The sequence below is a fragment of the Acinetobacter sp. YH12098 genome (genome assembly GCF_013419235.1).
GTDB classification, from domain to species: Bacteria; Pseudomonadota; Gammaproteobacteria; order Pseudomonadales; family Moraxellaceae; genus Acinetobacter; species Acinetobacter amyesii.
In genome coordinates this window covers 30,950-45,882 of sequence record NZ_VPAO01000022.1, presented here as the reverse complement: position 1 = coordinate 45,882, position 14,933 = coordinate 30,950, and the positions used below count along the sequence as shown (strand labels likewise).

General features: G+C 41.3%; 15 protein-coding genes and 1 pseudogene. 6 read left to right on the top strand and 10 right to left on the bottom strand.

Annotation, left to right across the window (positions count from 1 at the left end):
* Positions 1 to 6 precede the first annotated feature (6 nt).
* Positions 7 to 621, bottom strand: a complete 615-nt coding sequence (locus tag FTU38_RS08930) for a nucleotidyltransferase family protein (RefSeq protein ID WP_257225701.1) — start codon at positions 619 to 621, stop codon at positions 7 to 9.
* A gap of 209 nt (positions 622 to 830) precedes the next feature.
* Here FTU38_RS08930 and guaD point away from each other — a divergent pair, with 209 nt between their 5' ends.
* From guaD to FTU38_RS08915, 3 genes are all read left to right on the top strand, one after another.
* Positions 831 to 2,147, top strand: a complete 1,317-nt coding sequence (guaD, locus tag FTU38_RS08925) for a guanine deaminase (protein WP_180074182.1) — start codon at positions 831 to 833, stop codon at positions 2,145 to 2,147.
* Between the two features lie 225 nt (positions 2,148 to 2,372).
* Positions 2,373 to 2,900 carry a hypoxanthine phosphoribosyltransferase gene (gene hpt, locus FTU38_RS08920; protein ID WP_078189517.1) on the top strand — a complete coding sequence of 176 codons (528 nt, stop codon included), beginning with the start codon at positions 2,373 to 2,375 and terminating at the stop codon, positions 2,898 to 2,900.
* Between the two features lie 178 nt (positions 2,901 to 3,078).
* The gene (locus FTU38_RS08915; RefSeq protein ID WP_078189516.1) at positions 3,079 to 3,336 is read left to right on the top strand and encodes a GlsB/YeaQ/YmgE family stress response membrane protein; all 258 of its coding nucleotides are present in this window, start codon (positions 3,079 to 3,081) and stop codon (positions 3,334 to 3,336) included.
* A gap of 80 nt (positions 3,337 to 3,416) precedes the next feature.
* Here FTU38_RS08915 and FTU38_RS08910 read toward each other — a convergent pair whose 3' ends face one another.
* Together FTU38_RS08910 and dmeF are read right to left on the bottom strand one after the other, a co-directional pair.
* The gene (locus FTU38_RS08910) at positions 3,417 to 4,115 is read right to left on the bottom strand and encodes a DsbC family protein (protein WP_180111012.1); all 699 of its coding nucleotides are present in this window, start codon (positions 4,113 to 4,115) and stop codon (positions 3,417 to 3,419) included.
* Positions 4,116 to 4,228: 113 nt separating this feature from the next.
* The gene (gene dmeF / locus FTU38_RS08905; RefSeq protein ID WP_180111011.1) at positions 4,229 to 5,224 is read right to left on the bottom strand and encodes a CDF family Co(II)/Ni(II) efflux transporter DmeF; all 996 of its coding nucleotides are present in this window, start codon (positions 5,222 to 5,224) and stop codon (positions 4,229 to 4,231) included.
* Positions 5,225 to 5,280: 56 nt separating this feature from the next.
* Here dmeF and FTU38_RS08900 point away from each other — a divergent pair, with 56 nt between their 5' ends.
* From FTU38_RS08900 to FTU38_RS08890, 3 genes are all read left to right on the top strand, one after another.
* Positions 5,281 to 5,547: a metal/formaldehyde-sensitive transcriptional repressor gene (locus FTU38_RS08900; protein ID WP_078194474.1), complete on the top strand. Its 267-nt coding sequence runs from the start codon at positions 5,281 to 5,283 to the stop codon at positions 5,545 to 5,547.
* 148 nt (positions 5,548 to 5,695) lie between these two features.
* Complete coding sequence (locus FTU38_RS08895) at positions 5,696 to 6,838, top strand: MFS transporter (protein WP_180111017.1); 1,143 nt, start codon at positions 5,696 to 5,698, stop codon at positions 6,836 to 6,838.
* 128 nt (positions 6,839 to 6,966) lie between these two features.
* On the top strand, positions 6,967 to 8,145 hold the full coding sequence (locus FTU38_RS08890; RefSeq protein WP_180111010.1) for a hypothetical protein: 1,179 nt from the start codon (positions 6,967 to 6,969) through the stop codon (positions 8,143 to 8,145).
* A 1,385-nt stretch (positions 8,146 to 9,530) separates the two neighbouring features.
* On the opposite strand, the pseudogene ssb reads toward FTU38_RS08890, so the two are convergent.
* From ssb to FTU38_RS08855, 7 genes and pseudogenes are all read right to left on the bottom strand, one after another.
* Positions 9,531 to 9,854, bottom strand: a pseudogene (gene ssb / locus FTU38_RS08885) (single-stranded DNA-binding protein); the annotation flags it as partial.
* 253 nt (positions 9,855 to 10,107) lie between these two features.
* Positions 10,108 to 12,534 carry a DUF927 domain-containing protein gene (locus FTU38_RS08880; RefSeq protein ID WP_180111008.1) on the bottom strand — a complete coding sequence of 809 codons (2,427 nt, stop codon included), beginning with the start codon at positions 12,532 to 12,534 and terminating at the stop codon, positions 10,108 to 10,110.
* Positions 12,527 to 12,928: a hypothetical protein gene (locus FTU38_RS08875; protein ID WP_180111007.1), complete on the bottom strand. Its 402-nt coding sequence runs from the start codon at positions 12,926 to 12,928 to the stop codon at positions 12,527 to 12,529. The genes FTU38_RS08880 and FTU38_RS08875 overlap by 8 nt, the downstream gene beginning before the upstream one ends.
* Before the next feature lie 10 nt (positions 12,929 to 12,938).
* Positions 12,939 to 13,307: a hypothetical protein gene (locus tag FTU38_RS08870; protein WP_180111006.1), complete on the bottom strand. Its 369-nt coding sequence runs from the start codon at positions 13,305 to 13,307 to the stop codon at positions 12,939 to 12,941.
* A complete protein-coding gene (locus FTU38_RS08865; RefSeq protein ID WP_180111005.1) occupies positions 13,304 to 13,522 on the bottom strand; it encodes a helix-turn-helix domain-containing protein in 219 nt (72 codons plus the stop codon). Before FTU38_RS08865 ends, FTU38_RS08870 begins: the two co-directional genes overlap by 4 nt.
* Positions 13,523 to 13,526: 4 nt before the next feature.
* Positions 13,527 to 14,123, bottom strand: coding sequence for a hypothetical protein (locus FTU38_RS08860; RefSeq protein WP_180111004.1), 597 nt, complete (start codon positions 14,121 to 14,123; stop codon positions 13,527 to 13,529).
* 3 nt (positions 14,124 to 14,126) lie between these two features.
* Positions 14,127 to 14,363: an AlpA family transcriptional regulator gene (locus FTU38_RS08855; RefSeq protein ID WP_180111003.1), complete on the bottom strand. Its 237-nt coding sequence runs from the start codon at positions 14,361 to 14,363 to the stop codon at positions 14,127 to 14,129.
* Between the last annotated feature and the right edge of the window lie 570 nt (positions 14,364 to 14,933).

The window sequence follows — 14,933 nt, the reverse complement described above, 5'->3', positions numbered from 1 at the left end:
CATGAACTAAGCTTCAGGCGTCATCAAGAGTTTGAGTTTCGGCCAGCGTTGTAAAAATTGTTTCTCTTCTATACGTTGCAAAAAAGTCGCTCGACTAACTAAGGTTGAATTCCAACGCAGTTTTAATTCAAATAAATCAGCTAGTCCAAATGGTGCCACGATTTCTACTTGATCAAGCTCATTTAAACGGACTGCAACAGCCGTTGCAGTTTCAACCCACAAAGAAAGGGCATGGGAAATCGATGTTAGGGGCAAAATAGAATCACCATTGTCTAAACGATACCAATGATGCACCAAAGCTTGGTTGGTCACATCCCACTGTATCAATGGAAAGAAAGACTGCATTTCTTTTTGGATCTGATCACTATGAGCACCGTTATCCTCAGCGTCATAAAATATGATATCCACCTCAGTATGGGACAGTGTATAGCTGTGTTGGTGTAGCACTGACCACAGCATATTTCGAATGACACCTGCGGCAATATACGCACTGGCATCCACCAAATAAAGCTGCTTTAAAATAGACATGATGCCGTCATGTTGCTGAATCAGTTGCTGCAAGCGCTCAACATACGTGGCTTCAAGCTGTGATTGATTCACAGGATGCATTGGATGGGACATAGATACACGGTTGAATTCTATTCTTTGATTCGATTTAGCCTGACACAAGCGCATTGATTTAATCAATCGCTTTGAAAAAAATGACATGCTCTCGACATACATTAATGGCTGTTCGATGTTTTAGAACATAATCCTCTAATTACAGCAACGCCTTTTCTAGCCAAATTAAGCTACAATCAACCGAAAAAATTCTAAACTGCAGGTATGTCATGTCTTCTGTTATCGCATCTACAGCGATCCGTGGTCGCTTTCTAGATATTCAGAATACAGTTGCCCAAGCACGTGAAATTCACGACCAAGTGCGCTATTTCGAAGATGGTTTGCTGATTACGCAAGCCGGAAAAATTCAATGGTTCGGTCCATGGTCTGAGGGACAACACCATCTCCCAGATCAGGTTGACGTACAGCATTATCCAGATCAATTGATTGTTCCGGGTTTCATCGACACCCACATCCATTATCCACAAACGGAAATGATGGGGGCTTATGGTGAACAACTGCTGGAATGGCTTGATACTTATACCTTCCCAACCGAAATCCAATTTGAAGATCCGGCTTATGCAGAGCAAATTGCACAGTTCTTCGTAAACGAGTTACTCAAAAACGGAACCACAACAGCCTTGGTTTTTTGTACCGTTCATCCACAATCGGTCGATGCTTTATTTAAGGCTGCAGAACAGCATCAGATGCGCTTAATTGCCGGTAAAGTGATGATGGATCGACATGCACCTGAAGCATTATGTGACACTGCAGAGAGTGGCTATAACGACTCCAAAGCACTCATCGAAAAGTGGCATGGCAAGGGCCGTAACCTTTATGCCATCACGCCTCGCTTTGCCCCAACCTCAACGCCTGAACAATTGGCACGGGCAGGGGAGCTAAAAGCCGAGTATCCTGATGTTTATGTACATACGCATTTGAGTGAAAATAAAAATGAAATTGCGTGGGTCAAATCATTATTCCCTGAGCAAAACGGCTATTTAGACGTTTATCATCATTATGGTCTGACCGGATCACGTTCCGTGTTTGCACACTGTGTGCATTTGGAAGATGCTGAATGGGACTGTATGCATCAGACCAACTCTGCCATTGCGTTTTGTCCAACCTCGAATTTGTTCTTAGGCAGTGGTTTATTTCCATTAAAGAAAACATGGGAAAAACAGGTGAAAGTCGGCTTAGGCACAGACATTGGTGCAGGCACCTCATTTAACCAACTACAAACCATCAATGAAGCCTACAAAGTTCAACAACTTCAAGGCGATAAACTGTCCGCATTTGAAGCGCTGTACCATGCCACGTTAGGGGGGGCAAAAGCCTTAGACCTAGAGGACAAACTTGGAAACTTTGATTTGGGCAAAGAAGCAGATTTTGTGGTGCTCGATTTAAAAGCCACGGCTCTACAAGCCCTACGTCAACAACGTGCCAAAAATCTGGAAGATGCTTTATTTGCCCTGATGCTGATGGGTGATGATCGTAATATCCATGCCACCTATGTGTTTGGACAATGTGCCTATGTCAAAGCATAAAACGGCTCGACCAAGACGAAAAACAGCGTTGAAAATTGGACTGATTGCCGTCGCTTGTTTGTGCTTACTCAAGCGTGACAGCACTTCCAAGAAAAACTGATTACATTTTCAACGGCAAAAAAGATGCATCTGCGAGCCAGATGTATTAAAATTGGTTCATCTTTAGAGGTGTTGCAAGTCAACACCTTTTTTATTTTTTTGATTTGCTTTTTTAGGTATCTACCCATGTCTGTTCAAATGAGCGTACTGATTTCCACTGAAGAAATTCAAGCTAAAGTGAAAGAGCTTGGCGCAAAAATTGATGCACACTATGCTAACAGCGACAAAGAGTTGGTGTTAATCGGTCTTTTACGCGGTTCTGTTATTTTTATGGCTGACCTTTGCCGCGCAATTTCAAAACCGCATGAACTCGACTTCATGACCGTTTCAAGTTATGGCGGTGGGACCGTATCTACTCGTGATGTAAAAATCTTAAAAGATTTAGACGGAGACATTAAGGATAAAGATGTCTTAGTGGTTGAAGATATTATCGATTCAGGAAATACCTTAAGCAAAGTTTTAGAAATTTTACAGACGCGTAATCCAAACTCAATCGAGCTTTGTACTTTGGTCAGCAAGCCTTCACGTCGTGAAATTGACCTCGATGTAAAATTTTTAGGTTTTGAAGTCGAAGATAAATTTATCGTGGGTTATGGTTTGGACTATGATCAAAAATATCGTCATATTCCTTTTATTGGCGAAATTGGTCTCTAAGCAAGATCAGATACTTAAGAGTGGCCGAAGGCCACTTTTTTTTATTTTTTGGTTTGTTTTGAACAAAAAAACAACAGTTTTTTGCATGTTTAGGCTATAGCTCTGCGCAGTTTTGATTAAAGATAAAGATTGAACATGTCGTAAAAAACAAATACATGATAACAAAAGGAGAGTTACTATGTGGTCACTCATTGTTGCGATTGTTGTTGGTTTTATTGCTGGTTTAATTGCACGTGCGATCCATCCTGGAGATGACAAAGCCGGTTTCATCATGACCACCATTCTCGGGATAGCAGGTTCTTTACTTGCGACCTATGGCGGACGTTTATTAGGTTTGTATGGAGAAAATTCTGCCGCTGGATTTATCGCTTCCGTCATTGGTGCGATCATCGTGTTGTTTATCTATAACCTTGTAACGAAAAAAACCCGCGTCTAATTTTTATAGCGCCATTAAAATACCCGCCTGTAGACGGGTATTTTTTTTATTTATATTTTATTCATACCGTACAACTGAAATTATTTGATCTCTTTTAACATCGATTCTAATTCAGCAGCAGGGTAAGCACCGGTTAAGATCGAACCGTTGGCAAAGACGATTCCCGGTGTACCACTTAGTTTTAAGCTTTTTGCTAATTTTAAATTTCGATCAATCGGGTTTGCACAGCTTTTCGCTGACTTCGGTTGAATTCCCTTATTGATTAAATTATCCCAGGCCATAGCAGGGTTTGAATCACAAAAAATCTGCTTCGATGGCGCCAACGACTGCGGTTTTATCGCTGTGACAAAAGTATAAATGGTCACATCATTAAGTTTTGCCAGCTCTACTTCAAGCTTCTTACAATATGGGCAATTTGGGTCAGAAAAGATCGCGATTTGGCGCTTCCCATTCCCCCTGACTGTTTTAATCGCATCTTGTAATGGAAGTTTATTCCACTCAGTTTTTTGCTGACCGAGGATCAATTGTTTGGTCAGATTCTTTTGATCTTTTAAACGGATCATAGAACCTGCGATCACATAATCCGCATTTTCACTCAAATACAAAACTTGATCTTCAACAAAGCCACTATATATGCCCGGCATTTCTGTACTTTGAATATTTTCAATTTTTAAACCGGGGTGCTTTTCTGCCAAGAGCTTTTGAACGTGTGCTGCATCTGCCAAAGCAAAAGTCGAAAGGGTGGTACTCAACGCCAACGCACATATTTTTTTCAACATAGACCGAACTTCAACATTTAATTGATTCAGCATTCTAAGCCTTAACACGTGAAAGTCTTGGGCTTTTTTCAGTTCATTACGCAATAGCTACATGCCGTTTCACGTGGAACATATTAAGCTGCATCAGGTGAATTAATTTCAACAGACACATGTACAATTTCTTCATGAATCGACAGCGCTTGACGCACTTCATCTGCGCTCAATGCCTGACTGGTTTCTAAGGCCACAATACACGAAAACTGACCTTTACCCACTTTCCACACATGTAAATCGGTCACATCGACGTCGACAGGCAATTGCATTAAAACTTCTCGAATCTCATCAACGACAGGGTGATCCATTTCCGCATCCAGTAATGTTTGTCCAGTTTCTTTCATCAAGCCAATGGCCCATTTGCCAACTAGAACTGCACCGACAATCCCCAATAGCGCATCTAAAAAACCCCAGCCCATCCATTTTCCGGCAAATAAAGCCACAATCGCCAACACAGAAGTCACCGCATCAGCAACCACATGCATGAAGGCTGCTTTCTGATTGAGGTCGTGATGATGATCATGCTGCTCCTCATGGCTATGCTCATGATGGTGATGATGATGATGATGATGATGATGGTGATGATGATGGTGATGGTGATGGTGATGGTGATGGTGATGGTGATGGTCATCATGCAATAACCAAGCACAGATCAAGTTCACCACCAGACCTAAAATCGCAATAGGGATTGCTTCGTTATAATGAATTTGAACCGGGTTGAATAAGCGTTCCACCGAATGAAAGGCCATAAATGCAGCAACGACCATCAATAATATCGCGCTGCTATAGCCCGCTAAAATTTCAATTTTCCAAGTTCCAAAGCTAAAACGAGCGTCTTGGGCATAGTGGCGTGCCGCACGATAGGCAAAATAGGCCAAGCCTAATGCCAACATATGTGAACTCATATGCCAACCATCAGCCAATAATGCCATCGAATTAAAAATCCATCCGCCAATAACTTCTAACAACATCATGACTGCCGTTAAAATAGTGGCAATTAAGATCCGTTTTTGTGCGAGTGGATTACCTTCATCAAATTGATGATGATGAATTCGGATGGATGGGGAAGTTTTCATTAGGTTCTATGCTTAAATATACTCCCCCATAGTATATTTATTTTCGGGAGAAAGTGTTGAGTCATTTACATCAGGACAAAAAGATTTTAAATCGGGTTAAACGTCTACAAGGTCAGGTCAATGCGGTCGAACTGGCTTTACAGCAACCCGAAGCAGGGTGTATCGAGGTTTTACAACAGGTTGCGGCCATCAAGGGTGCAGTGAATGGATTAATGAATGAATTAATCGAAGCACATTTACGCCATCATGTATTGCCTCAAGATGCTGAAATTAATGAAGCAGAACTGGAAGAATTTGTAAAACTGCTTAAACGCTATGGATAAAGTTACAACTGTGATTTGACCATAGAAAACAATCGGCATTAAACTGAGCCCATATTTCCTTCTTTCTCATGCAGCACAATATTGACCCTATTGACTGTACCTCTGCGACTTTAAAATGACCACATCTCCCTCTTGGCGACCATTTATCATGGTGAGCCTTGCACTCTGTATGGGCACTATTGGTACAGCGCTAGCTAGTCCTCTGTATCCCATTTATCAACAACTTTGGGGACTGCTGCCGAGTCATATCACCTATATCTTTGTTGCCTACATGTTTGGTTGCCTAGCGACCTTGCTGTTTTTAGGTCGTACCAGTAATAGTTTTGGTTTTTTAAGAACCCTGCAAATCGGTATGGCGTGCATCATCTTGGGTTTAAGCTTGTCGGTGTTTGCCAGTAATGCGCTGTGGTTATCTATCGGGCGCTTTATTATCGGCATTGCCTCGGGTTTAATTAGTACCTCAGCTATGCTTGGCATGGTCTATACCATTCCTGAACAGCATAAAAATAATGCTCCGCAGCTGAGTTCAATCATAACTGTGATTGGTTTTGGTCTTGGCCCATTTATTGGTGGGGTGATCGCTCAGTTCTCTGAACAGCCTTTAATTACCCCTTATATCCCTGTGATCTTTGGGGGTTTGGCGTGTTTAATAGGGTTATTTTTTATTCGCACACCGAATTTTGAGCCACAGCCTTTTTCAGTGGCACCACATTTGGAATTGCCTGAAAAGCGTGATCATTCACGATTTTATATCGCTGGACTGACTGCCTTTTGTGCCTTTGGCTCCTTCAGCTTATTTGCATCACTCGCACCCTCTTTCGTCAAAGATGCAATCCCATGGCATGGCCCTTTGGTCAGTGGTAGTGCCATTGCAAGTATCTTGCTGGTTTCCGCTGTCGTGCAATTTATGGCGAAATCGATTCCTTCTGCAAAATGTGTCAATGCCGGCTTAATGGTATTAATACTGAGCTATGCGCTCCTTGCGCTATGTATGACCCAACACTGGAGTGCATTGTTTTTTATTAGCGATATTTTAGTGGGTGTCGGTCATGGTCTGGGGCTTTTAGGCGCATTTGGCTTAGTTCATCAAATGACCAACAATCAAAACCGTGCTGCGGTGATCTCGACCTATTTGTTTATCGGATATTTAGGCACCATTATTCCAATTATTGCGGCTGGTTATTTATCTGATCATTTTGGCTTGATGGTCGGTGTTTTAGGTTTTTGTATTGGCGTAGGTTTATTGTGTATCGGCTTATTGCTTTGGCACCGTAGTCTGAACACCAATTAACCACGGATCGTATTCAAGAAGCATCTTGTATTAGGTGCTTCTTAAACCCAAAAACAATTAAGAAACCCTATAAAAATCAATCCAATTAAATTAAGATCTTGTGTGATGTGATTCAAAAATTTAAAAAAATGCTAAAAATTCAATGTCAAATTAACACTGCGGAAAATCAAATCATCGCCAGCAGCGAATACGGGAATATTCACTATATTTTACCCTTTGAATCCTTACCGCAATTAGAAACTTATGATTTTATCGTTTGGGGCTTTTTACCCATTGCCATGCGCCTTGGCATCCCGCTGCATGTAGAAGGACCTATTTCAATACAAACCCTCCACTCCGCACGTGAAGTTTCAACGGTCTGGGCCGCTTGGTTACCTGATTTATATCAACCGGTCATGCTCAGTGCTGCATCGATTATCCAAACACCACAGGCAAACCGGCCCACTCAAAATTTAAGCTTTTTTAGCGGTGGGATTGACTCCACTTATAGTACATACAAAGCTTTTCTTGAAAATGGGCAAGACTCTGATTGTCTCACTGTGCATGGAATGGATTATAAATTTGATGACCATGAAAAATTTCAGGCCTTAATGGATCAGACCCATGACTTTAGAAGCCAAGTTTTTAAGCAAAGTCGCGTGGTAAAAACCGATGCTTACACGCTGTACAGTAAATATGGCTGTAACCCTAAAGGTTCGCATGTCACACATATCTTTTCGCTGTTTTCCTGCGCTTCGATTTTTGAACATTACCAGCAATATCGAATTTCAGCCGATTACCGTTTAGATCAACAATTATTCGTTCATCCCTATGGCTCAAATACGGCATCCAACCGATTGATGAAGAACCGATCTGGGGTCTTAATCACCCTCGACGATGATGTCACGCGATCACAAAAAACCGCATTTTTAAGCCAATCTGACTTAGATTTACAAACCCTGTCGATTTGTGTGGACTATAGGGCTCGACCAAAAAATTGTGGTCAATGCAGTAAATGTATGCGCACCAAAGCCATGTTTTATGCCACTAGCCCCGAAATTCCCGATATCTTTTTAGATCGTCGCTTTGAAAAACAGTGGTATCAATCCATTCCATTAAGTTCAAAAATCAATCGTGCTTTTTTAATTGATATTTTGTCAGCGGTGGAAAAATCCTCGCAACAGCAACAATTTCCAGACTATGCAACACTCAAAGTCAAAGTTGAAGCAGCTTCAAAAAGAGCAGCAATCAATCCTTTTTATGGGATGAAAATAAAAGATGTGCTGAGAACAATCTTTAAAATCATTTTTGGCTCAAACCCACGCTAAACGATGTAAAAAAAGCACGATGTTTTCGAATATCGTGCTTTGGATGGATCTATCCATAGGTGAAATGAGGAGCTCAATCGTTTTATTACTTGCCGATACAGAATGTAATTCCAATTATATTTTTAATATAAATTAATAACTTATAAATTTAATTAAAACATAGTGACTAATAGGTGACTGATTATGTCATCACTAGGCACTTTTAAAGCTGCTCCTCTATTTAGTGGCTCAGGTAGGGTCAGATTTAGAATCCTATCCTTTGTGAGTGACTTTAAGGTACTCACTAACCATCTTTGAGCTGGTCACTTGCATGGGTTTCGGTGATTACCGAAACGATAACGTAATCCTAAATTAACTTAGCCGTCCAAGTGGTTGATTAAGTAGCTCGGCTGTTTAGAAGCGCTCAAATTTGAGCATATCCCCCAATGGGGTAAATGTTCCCGATCCGCTACTACACTTTAAAGATGGTTAGGGGATAACCTCAATTTTGAGGATAACCATGTGTGACTGTACGAAAGTTTCGTAGTTCATCACTACTACGGAAAACTATAGTTTCAAAAATACAAAACCTTATAAAACCTTATATTCAAAATACTGCACCTGTTATCAATTGTTATGGTCTGGACTACTACAAAATACTGCTTTTCACTTACTGCTCGGACTTATCAAAACTTAACATTGATAACCTGTCAAAACCTGTTATTTAAAACGCTCCACCTGTTAGTAAATGTTAGTCAGAACCTATCAAAACCTATGGTTGCAGACTGCATAAATCCTAAGTAATCCTAAGTTTACAACCTGACAAAACCTGACATTTAGAACGCCGTAGCAGTTAACAAAAAGTTAACTTTTTAACAAAAACAGAAATTTTTTTATACGTGCGATTGGCTGCGGTATCCGCTTTGGGCCAGTCCATAAGTTATGAACTCCCCCCACTGGTTAGCCGTCACTGATAGATTGAACCTAACAAAACCTAACCTTTGAACTTGAAAAACTTGAAATTAGAACCCAGCAAAACCCAACGATTAAACCTGATAAAACCTGAAATTAGGACGGCAACATCACGGCACTGTTTGGCTCAACTTGCACTCCTATAAAAAGGCTGTTTTGCTGTACGTAGCTGTACAAGGTATGTTTACCCCATTTTTGCTGTAAACCTTGCTGTGCTTAGTTTTGAGCATGGCTTTAATGGTCTTTTTGATGCGGTGCTGTAAAACAAGAAATTCTTTACGTAGCTATACAAAATAGGGGGGTGTAATCACTCCATTTCTTCAATTTGCGAAACTCACCCTATGAAAGAAGCATTTTTATCTAATTAGACTATGCCGATCTAATCGAATCTAAGGCATAAAAAAAGCTCCCCATATTTAGGGAGCTATTGATTAAAGCAGTTGCAGCTCATCGGCTCGAATCTCGGTTATTTCCTTTTCTGATCCGCTTTTGTCCTTATACTTCCTTGTACGCAAGCTGCCCTCGATATAAACCTTGCTGCCTTTCTTGAGGTACTTGCTAGCAATCTCGGCTAATCGGTTGTTAGTGGTGATTCTGTGCCATTCTGTAGCCTCTTTGCGTTCGCCTGTGGTCTTGTCTTTCCAAAATTCGGAAGTTGCAACGCTGAATGTAGTAATGCTGCCACCGTTGGGAAATTGTTTAGTTTCAGGGTCACGGCCTAATACACCCATCACAGTTACTTTGTTTACGTTTGGCATTTGCTTAAATCTCTTAAATTTTCTCAGAATGTCTATTTTTCAAGGGTAACGTAGGTAACATGGGTAACAGCCTTGCTATGACAGCGTTTCAGCTTGTTACCTCTTTTTTTTCACTTAGGTAACATGGGTAACAAATTAGAAAAAACTAGGTTCTGTTACCTGTGTTACCTGTTCCATTTTTTAACAGGTAACGCCTGAAAGCCTTTATTCATGCGGTTGTTACCTGTGTTACCTCTGTTACCTTCGTTTTTTACTATTCCCAGCTAAAAATAGCCTCTTTGACGGCGTAAACCTTCACTGCGTTTTTCCGTGATGGGATTCTTGCGGTCTTGCTGGTCTTGCCTGTGTCATGCTCAAGTAGGTTGTAAGCTAGTAAGGCCCTTGCTGCTTTGCGACTGTCATAGCCTTTGCATACTTCATTTTTAAACTGCTCAGGCAATACATAAAATATCTTTTCGCCGTTCTCTATCTTCCAGTAGCCGACACGGTTATTGATACGCTCGATATGATCAGGATCGGGTGTAATGGCTTCAAAACGGCTCGATTCATTCGCCTCGAAAAAGGCTTTAACATGGGTCACAATTTCCCGATTCTCATAATCTCCGACCTGTTCAAAACTTCCCAGCCATTGATTAAATACCTTTTGTACGGCGTTAAACGCTGTGCCTGTTTTCCAGCCTGTAATATTGGCCTTTGTTGCCAGTTCGCCAGCCGTTGCCACCAATGCAAAGTAGTTAGCCACTCGGACAATATGCCCTTGCGACTGGTTCACGGTTAAGGCTTGGCGGTACTGGTCTAAAAGCTCTCTAGCTTCGTCCATACGCTCGCCTTTGTTGCTGGTCAGATACTCAAGCCATGCAATGCCAGCCAAGCCGTAGCAGCCTGCCATGCGCTTACTTAGTTCAATTGCTTGTTTTGGTGCATCCTCTGCAAAGTCTATACTGTCAAAAATACCGTACTCAGACTGATCTATATCAATATCAGCCAAGCGTATTTCTTGTCCCAGCTTAGTCTTTTGACCTTGCTCGCTCATAATGTCTTTAAGGCTTTTCTCTCCACTGGATAAAAATATAACTTTCCACTGGTGCATAGGCTTTGCTGTAATTTGCTTTGTCATGCGACCTTTTCCCATGCCATTTGCAAGCATATAGACAATGTTTCCTAACTCTTTCGGGTTATTAATTTCTCCAATCTCATCTAGCACTAAAAAGCCATCATTGTGCATATAGGCGGTGTGCTCTAGGTTATTGCCTGTTGCTCTCCATGTACGATAAAAGTCTTTAGGATTTCCCCACACGGAACTCGCAAGGTTTAAGGCTGTGCTTTTCCCTTTGGATGAACCGCCCTTGATATGAAAGCCACCGCCTTGCTGATTAAGAGGGTCTAGCAGTTGTCCAGCAAAGGCCGTACACAATGAAAAAGCCAACAAGCTATGATTCTCTGCCAATTGCGCTACATTGCTTCGCCATTGCTCTAATGTGCCTCTGCTTTGATAGTGGTTAGCTAAGGCATTGTTAGCCTGATAAACAATTAAATCACTGCTGCTTTGTCCGATCTGCTTATGAGGTAGTACAAATACGTCATCATGCCAGCCGACCCGATCCACACATAAGGCATATTGACCTGTTTGATAACTCATTAAATAGCATTGAAAAAGGTTTCTTGCTCGTTGGTCAGGTGCAATCATTACGCCTTGATAAGACAATGCTTTGCGTAGTTCTGCGCCGTCCGTTTGGAATAACTCCATAGATAGGGCCTGTGTGTGTTCTACCTCGTTATCATCCTTCCACTTGAGCAATACACCCCAATTATTACTAGAACTATCTCTTGTCTTTGCTGTGACCAATACAGGACTTGAGATAAAACGCTTATGGCTTATACCGTTCTTATCTTCATCGACAAAATAAAGCCCATCCTGTGTGATATGGAAATGTCCGTTTTCCCATTTCATAGGTTTAGCCAAGTGGCCTTTAGGCAAAATATTTTTTACCGGTAAAGCCTCTATAGCTTCCTCAATAAACGCCAGTACCTCACTTACGCTTTCATGCTGGGCCAATTCGATTTGAAATTCACTTACACCAATTTTTAAATACTGGCATAGCAGCCTAACCGCCGTGTTTTGCTCCAGCTTTTTAAATGGATCAAGGTGCATTTGCTCAATTCTGACAGGTAGGTAAAGCTGCTTATAGCCTGCCTGTGATAGCTGGTTAATAACGAACTGTATTTGTTCAAAATCATACGGCTTGAGTTCTGTTTTATGGCTGCTGCATAGGGTAGGCAGTAGCACCAAAGCCACGGCGTAACCTGCCTGAGCCACTTTAAAGAATGCCTCCAGTCCATAAGTAATAATGACTGGCCTGTTATGGTCAAAATCACCATACCTTGCAAAACCTTTAGCCAGTCCATCAGGAATGACAGCTACACGCTGCCTATCTTGCATGACAGCACATTGAACAAGCTCAAGATGCCCATCATAAATAGGCATAATCAAAGGCTGTGCATAGGTAACGCCGTTTATATCCACATTGCCATCATCAACATAAATCGGCTGCTCAGGACTGCCAAAACGCTGTATTAATGGATGTGATGAATAAGCATCATTAAACGATACAAGCTGTGTGCATTCGCTTAAAATGGCATCGGGTGTTATTAGTTCTTTGGGGTGGTCATAATCAAGCATTGTGGCTACCCCCTTTCATCACATAATCCACCGCAGTTTCTAGCAATTCATTTAATGTGCTACAAGCTAGGGTTAATCCATTTATAGCTGCTGCTGTATGGCCTTTTGCTAGGTTTAAATGCGCCAGTTCTTCAAGCGTGTATAAAATGCCAGTAGCAAGGCTAACAATCATTGAGATGTCTAGTATTGTTTTTGCGCTCGCACTTTCAATATCTTCTAAAGCAGCACTTGCCAGCGTTTCGCATACTTTAAGCATCGCCTTTGCTTTGGCATCGGATATATCGTGCTGGTCATAGCTCACATATAGGCGAAGTAATGTACCTTCCAGTGATTCAATAATCACTTGAGAATTTTCTAAAAAGTTTTGAGCGGTTTTATTGATTTGATTGGACATAGCTTCCCCCTCACTGCACACGGTTAATATTGATATTTGAATTAATCAAAACGCCATCATTAGGCAGTCCGACTTGCTGGCGGTTATCCATCATCTGCAATAAACGCTGTTCTGCTTCTTCAAACGAAATGCCGAAATGCTTTGCAATGTCCTCTAGGCGGTACATAGGCTCGCCGTCATCCGTGTAACCGCTTGGCGGTGGCAATAGGTTTAATTCTTTAGCCTTTTGGTGCATTTCTTCTTTGATATACTCAGGCGTGTAGTGCATTGTTAAAATGAGTGCCTGCTCGGTGATAGGGTGGTCATCTCCGTATTGCTTCACCATTGCTTTGTAGTGGTCAAAGGCTTTAAAAAATTCAGGGTCTATATGCTTATTCATGCTGCCACCTCCTTAACAAGCTCATAACGTGCATGTCTGCCAATGCCTGACTTATTGCGCTCGTTATGGGTCACAATGTCATAACCTGCATTTCTTAAACGCTGAATAATTGCGCTCAGGCGGTAGCAGTTAAAAAGGTCGATAGCCTCGGCCTGTGAAATGGTTTTGCCTTGCTTGAGGTATGCTAGGACTTGTTTTAATTGGGTGTTGTTCATGTTCTTATGCTCCCATTCCTGACAGTGCATCAGTCAGCTTGTGAATCGTTCCGATGTGGATTATCAAAACGTCCTTAACGCCTGATTTCTTCACCATGTCAGCATGTTCACTGAGTAGCTCTTTAATCGTTCCGTTAAAGCCTTTAACCTCTAAAAACTTCATAGCTTCATCATTTACGATCAAATCTGCCTCCTGATCCGCTTCGCCAGTCGGACAATATGAGGCAAGGGCATAGGCGTATAGATCGGCTGGGTCTGTAATGCTCAAGGTTTCCAGTGCCAAGCGTAAAAAGGTATTTAGCTTGCTGGCCTCGGCTTTTAGGTAGTCATCAATTGAATAAGGCTTAGAAAATACCTCTGCACCTAATTCGGATGCTCGGATAGAAACATGGTCGAGTAGGTCGATAGCCTGTTCGATCTGTCTTGTATTGGCTTCGGTTTTATCTTCATCTGTGAAGTAATCAAGGGCCAAGCAAGTGAAGTCGGACACATCAATAAAAAGGTTTTTTATCTGCTCGCCGTTTACTTCATGGCTGATCTGCTCAAGTTTTCTTTGTGCCTGCTGGGTGATGCTAATTGCATCTTGTAGCGTGAACTCCATAGCTCAAGCCTCCATCGTTGCAATGGCTGCTTTGTGGCTTGCTATGCGTTCATTAATCCACTGGTCTACATCAGATTCAATCCAAGCGACACGGCGTTCGGAAATATTGACTGCTTTTGGGAACGTGCCCTGTTGCATCATTGCGTAAATTGACGATGCACCTAAGCCAGTTTTTGCCTGTACTTCTTTACGGCGGATCAGGCGTACATTTTCGTTTTTTTGTTCTTTAGATAAAGTCATCTAAACATTCCTTAGTAATTAAAAAAGGGATGCCTAGACACAAAACAGGAATGTAAAATTAGAAAAAAGTTTATTGTTATAAATCACATATAGATTATTAATCACTAAACAATATGTTCAGTGACTTACAAGGAATGTTTCCAAAAGTAAACCTATTGTTTACTTGTTCACATTTCCGAACTATATTAACTAAAGTTAATATAGAAAATTCTATATTTGACTGTATGACATATGCACTTTTTTTAATCGTTACATTCTAAAGTTCCTTTGGTTTGTGTCTTGGCGGACATACGGTTAAAAAAATCGGCATTAGCAATGTGGTGTTGCTAAAGCCACCTGTTCCAAAAAAAAGGGTCAAGCAATGTGGTGTTGTTTGGCTCTTTTTCTTTGTCTGTAGATTTGTTCTGTGGTTAGCAGAATAAACGCATCAGACATGAATTCTATAAATAGTTCCTACTGAATTCATTGTTTTACTTTAACTATCTTTTGCTTAAATGGCTACCTCATTTCCAAGCAACTGCACCAGTTTTTGGTACACCTCGGTACACCTTGCCAACTAAATAATTCACT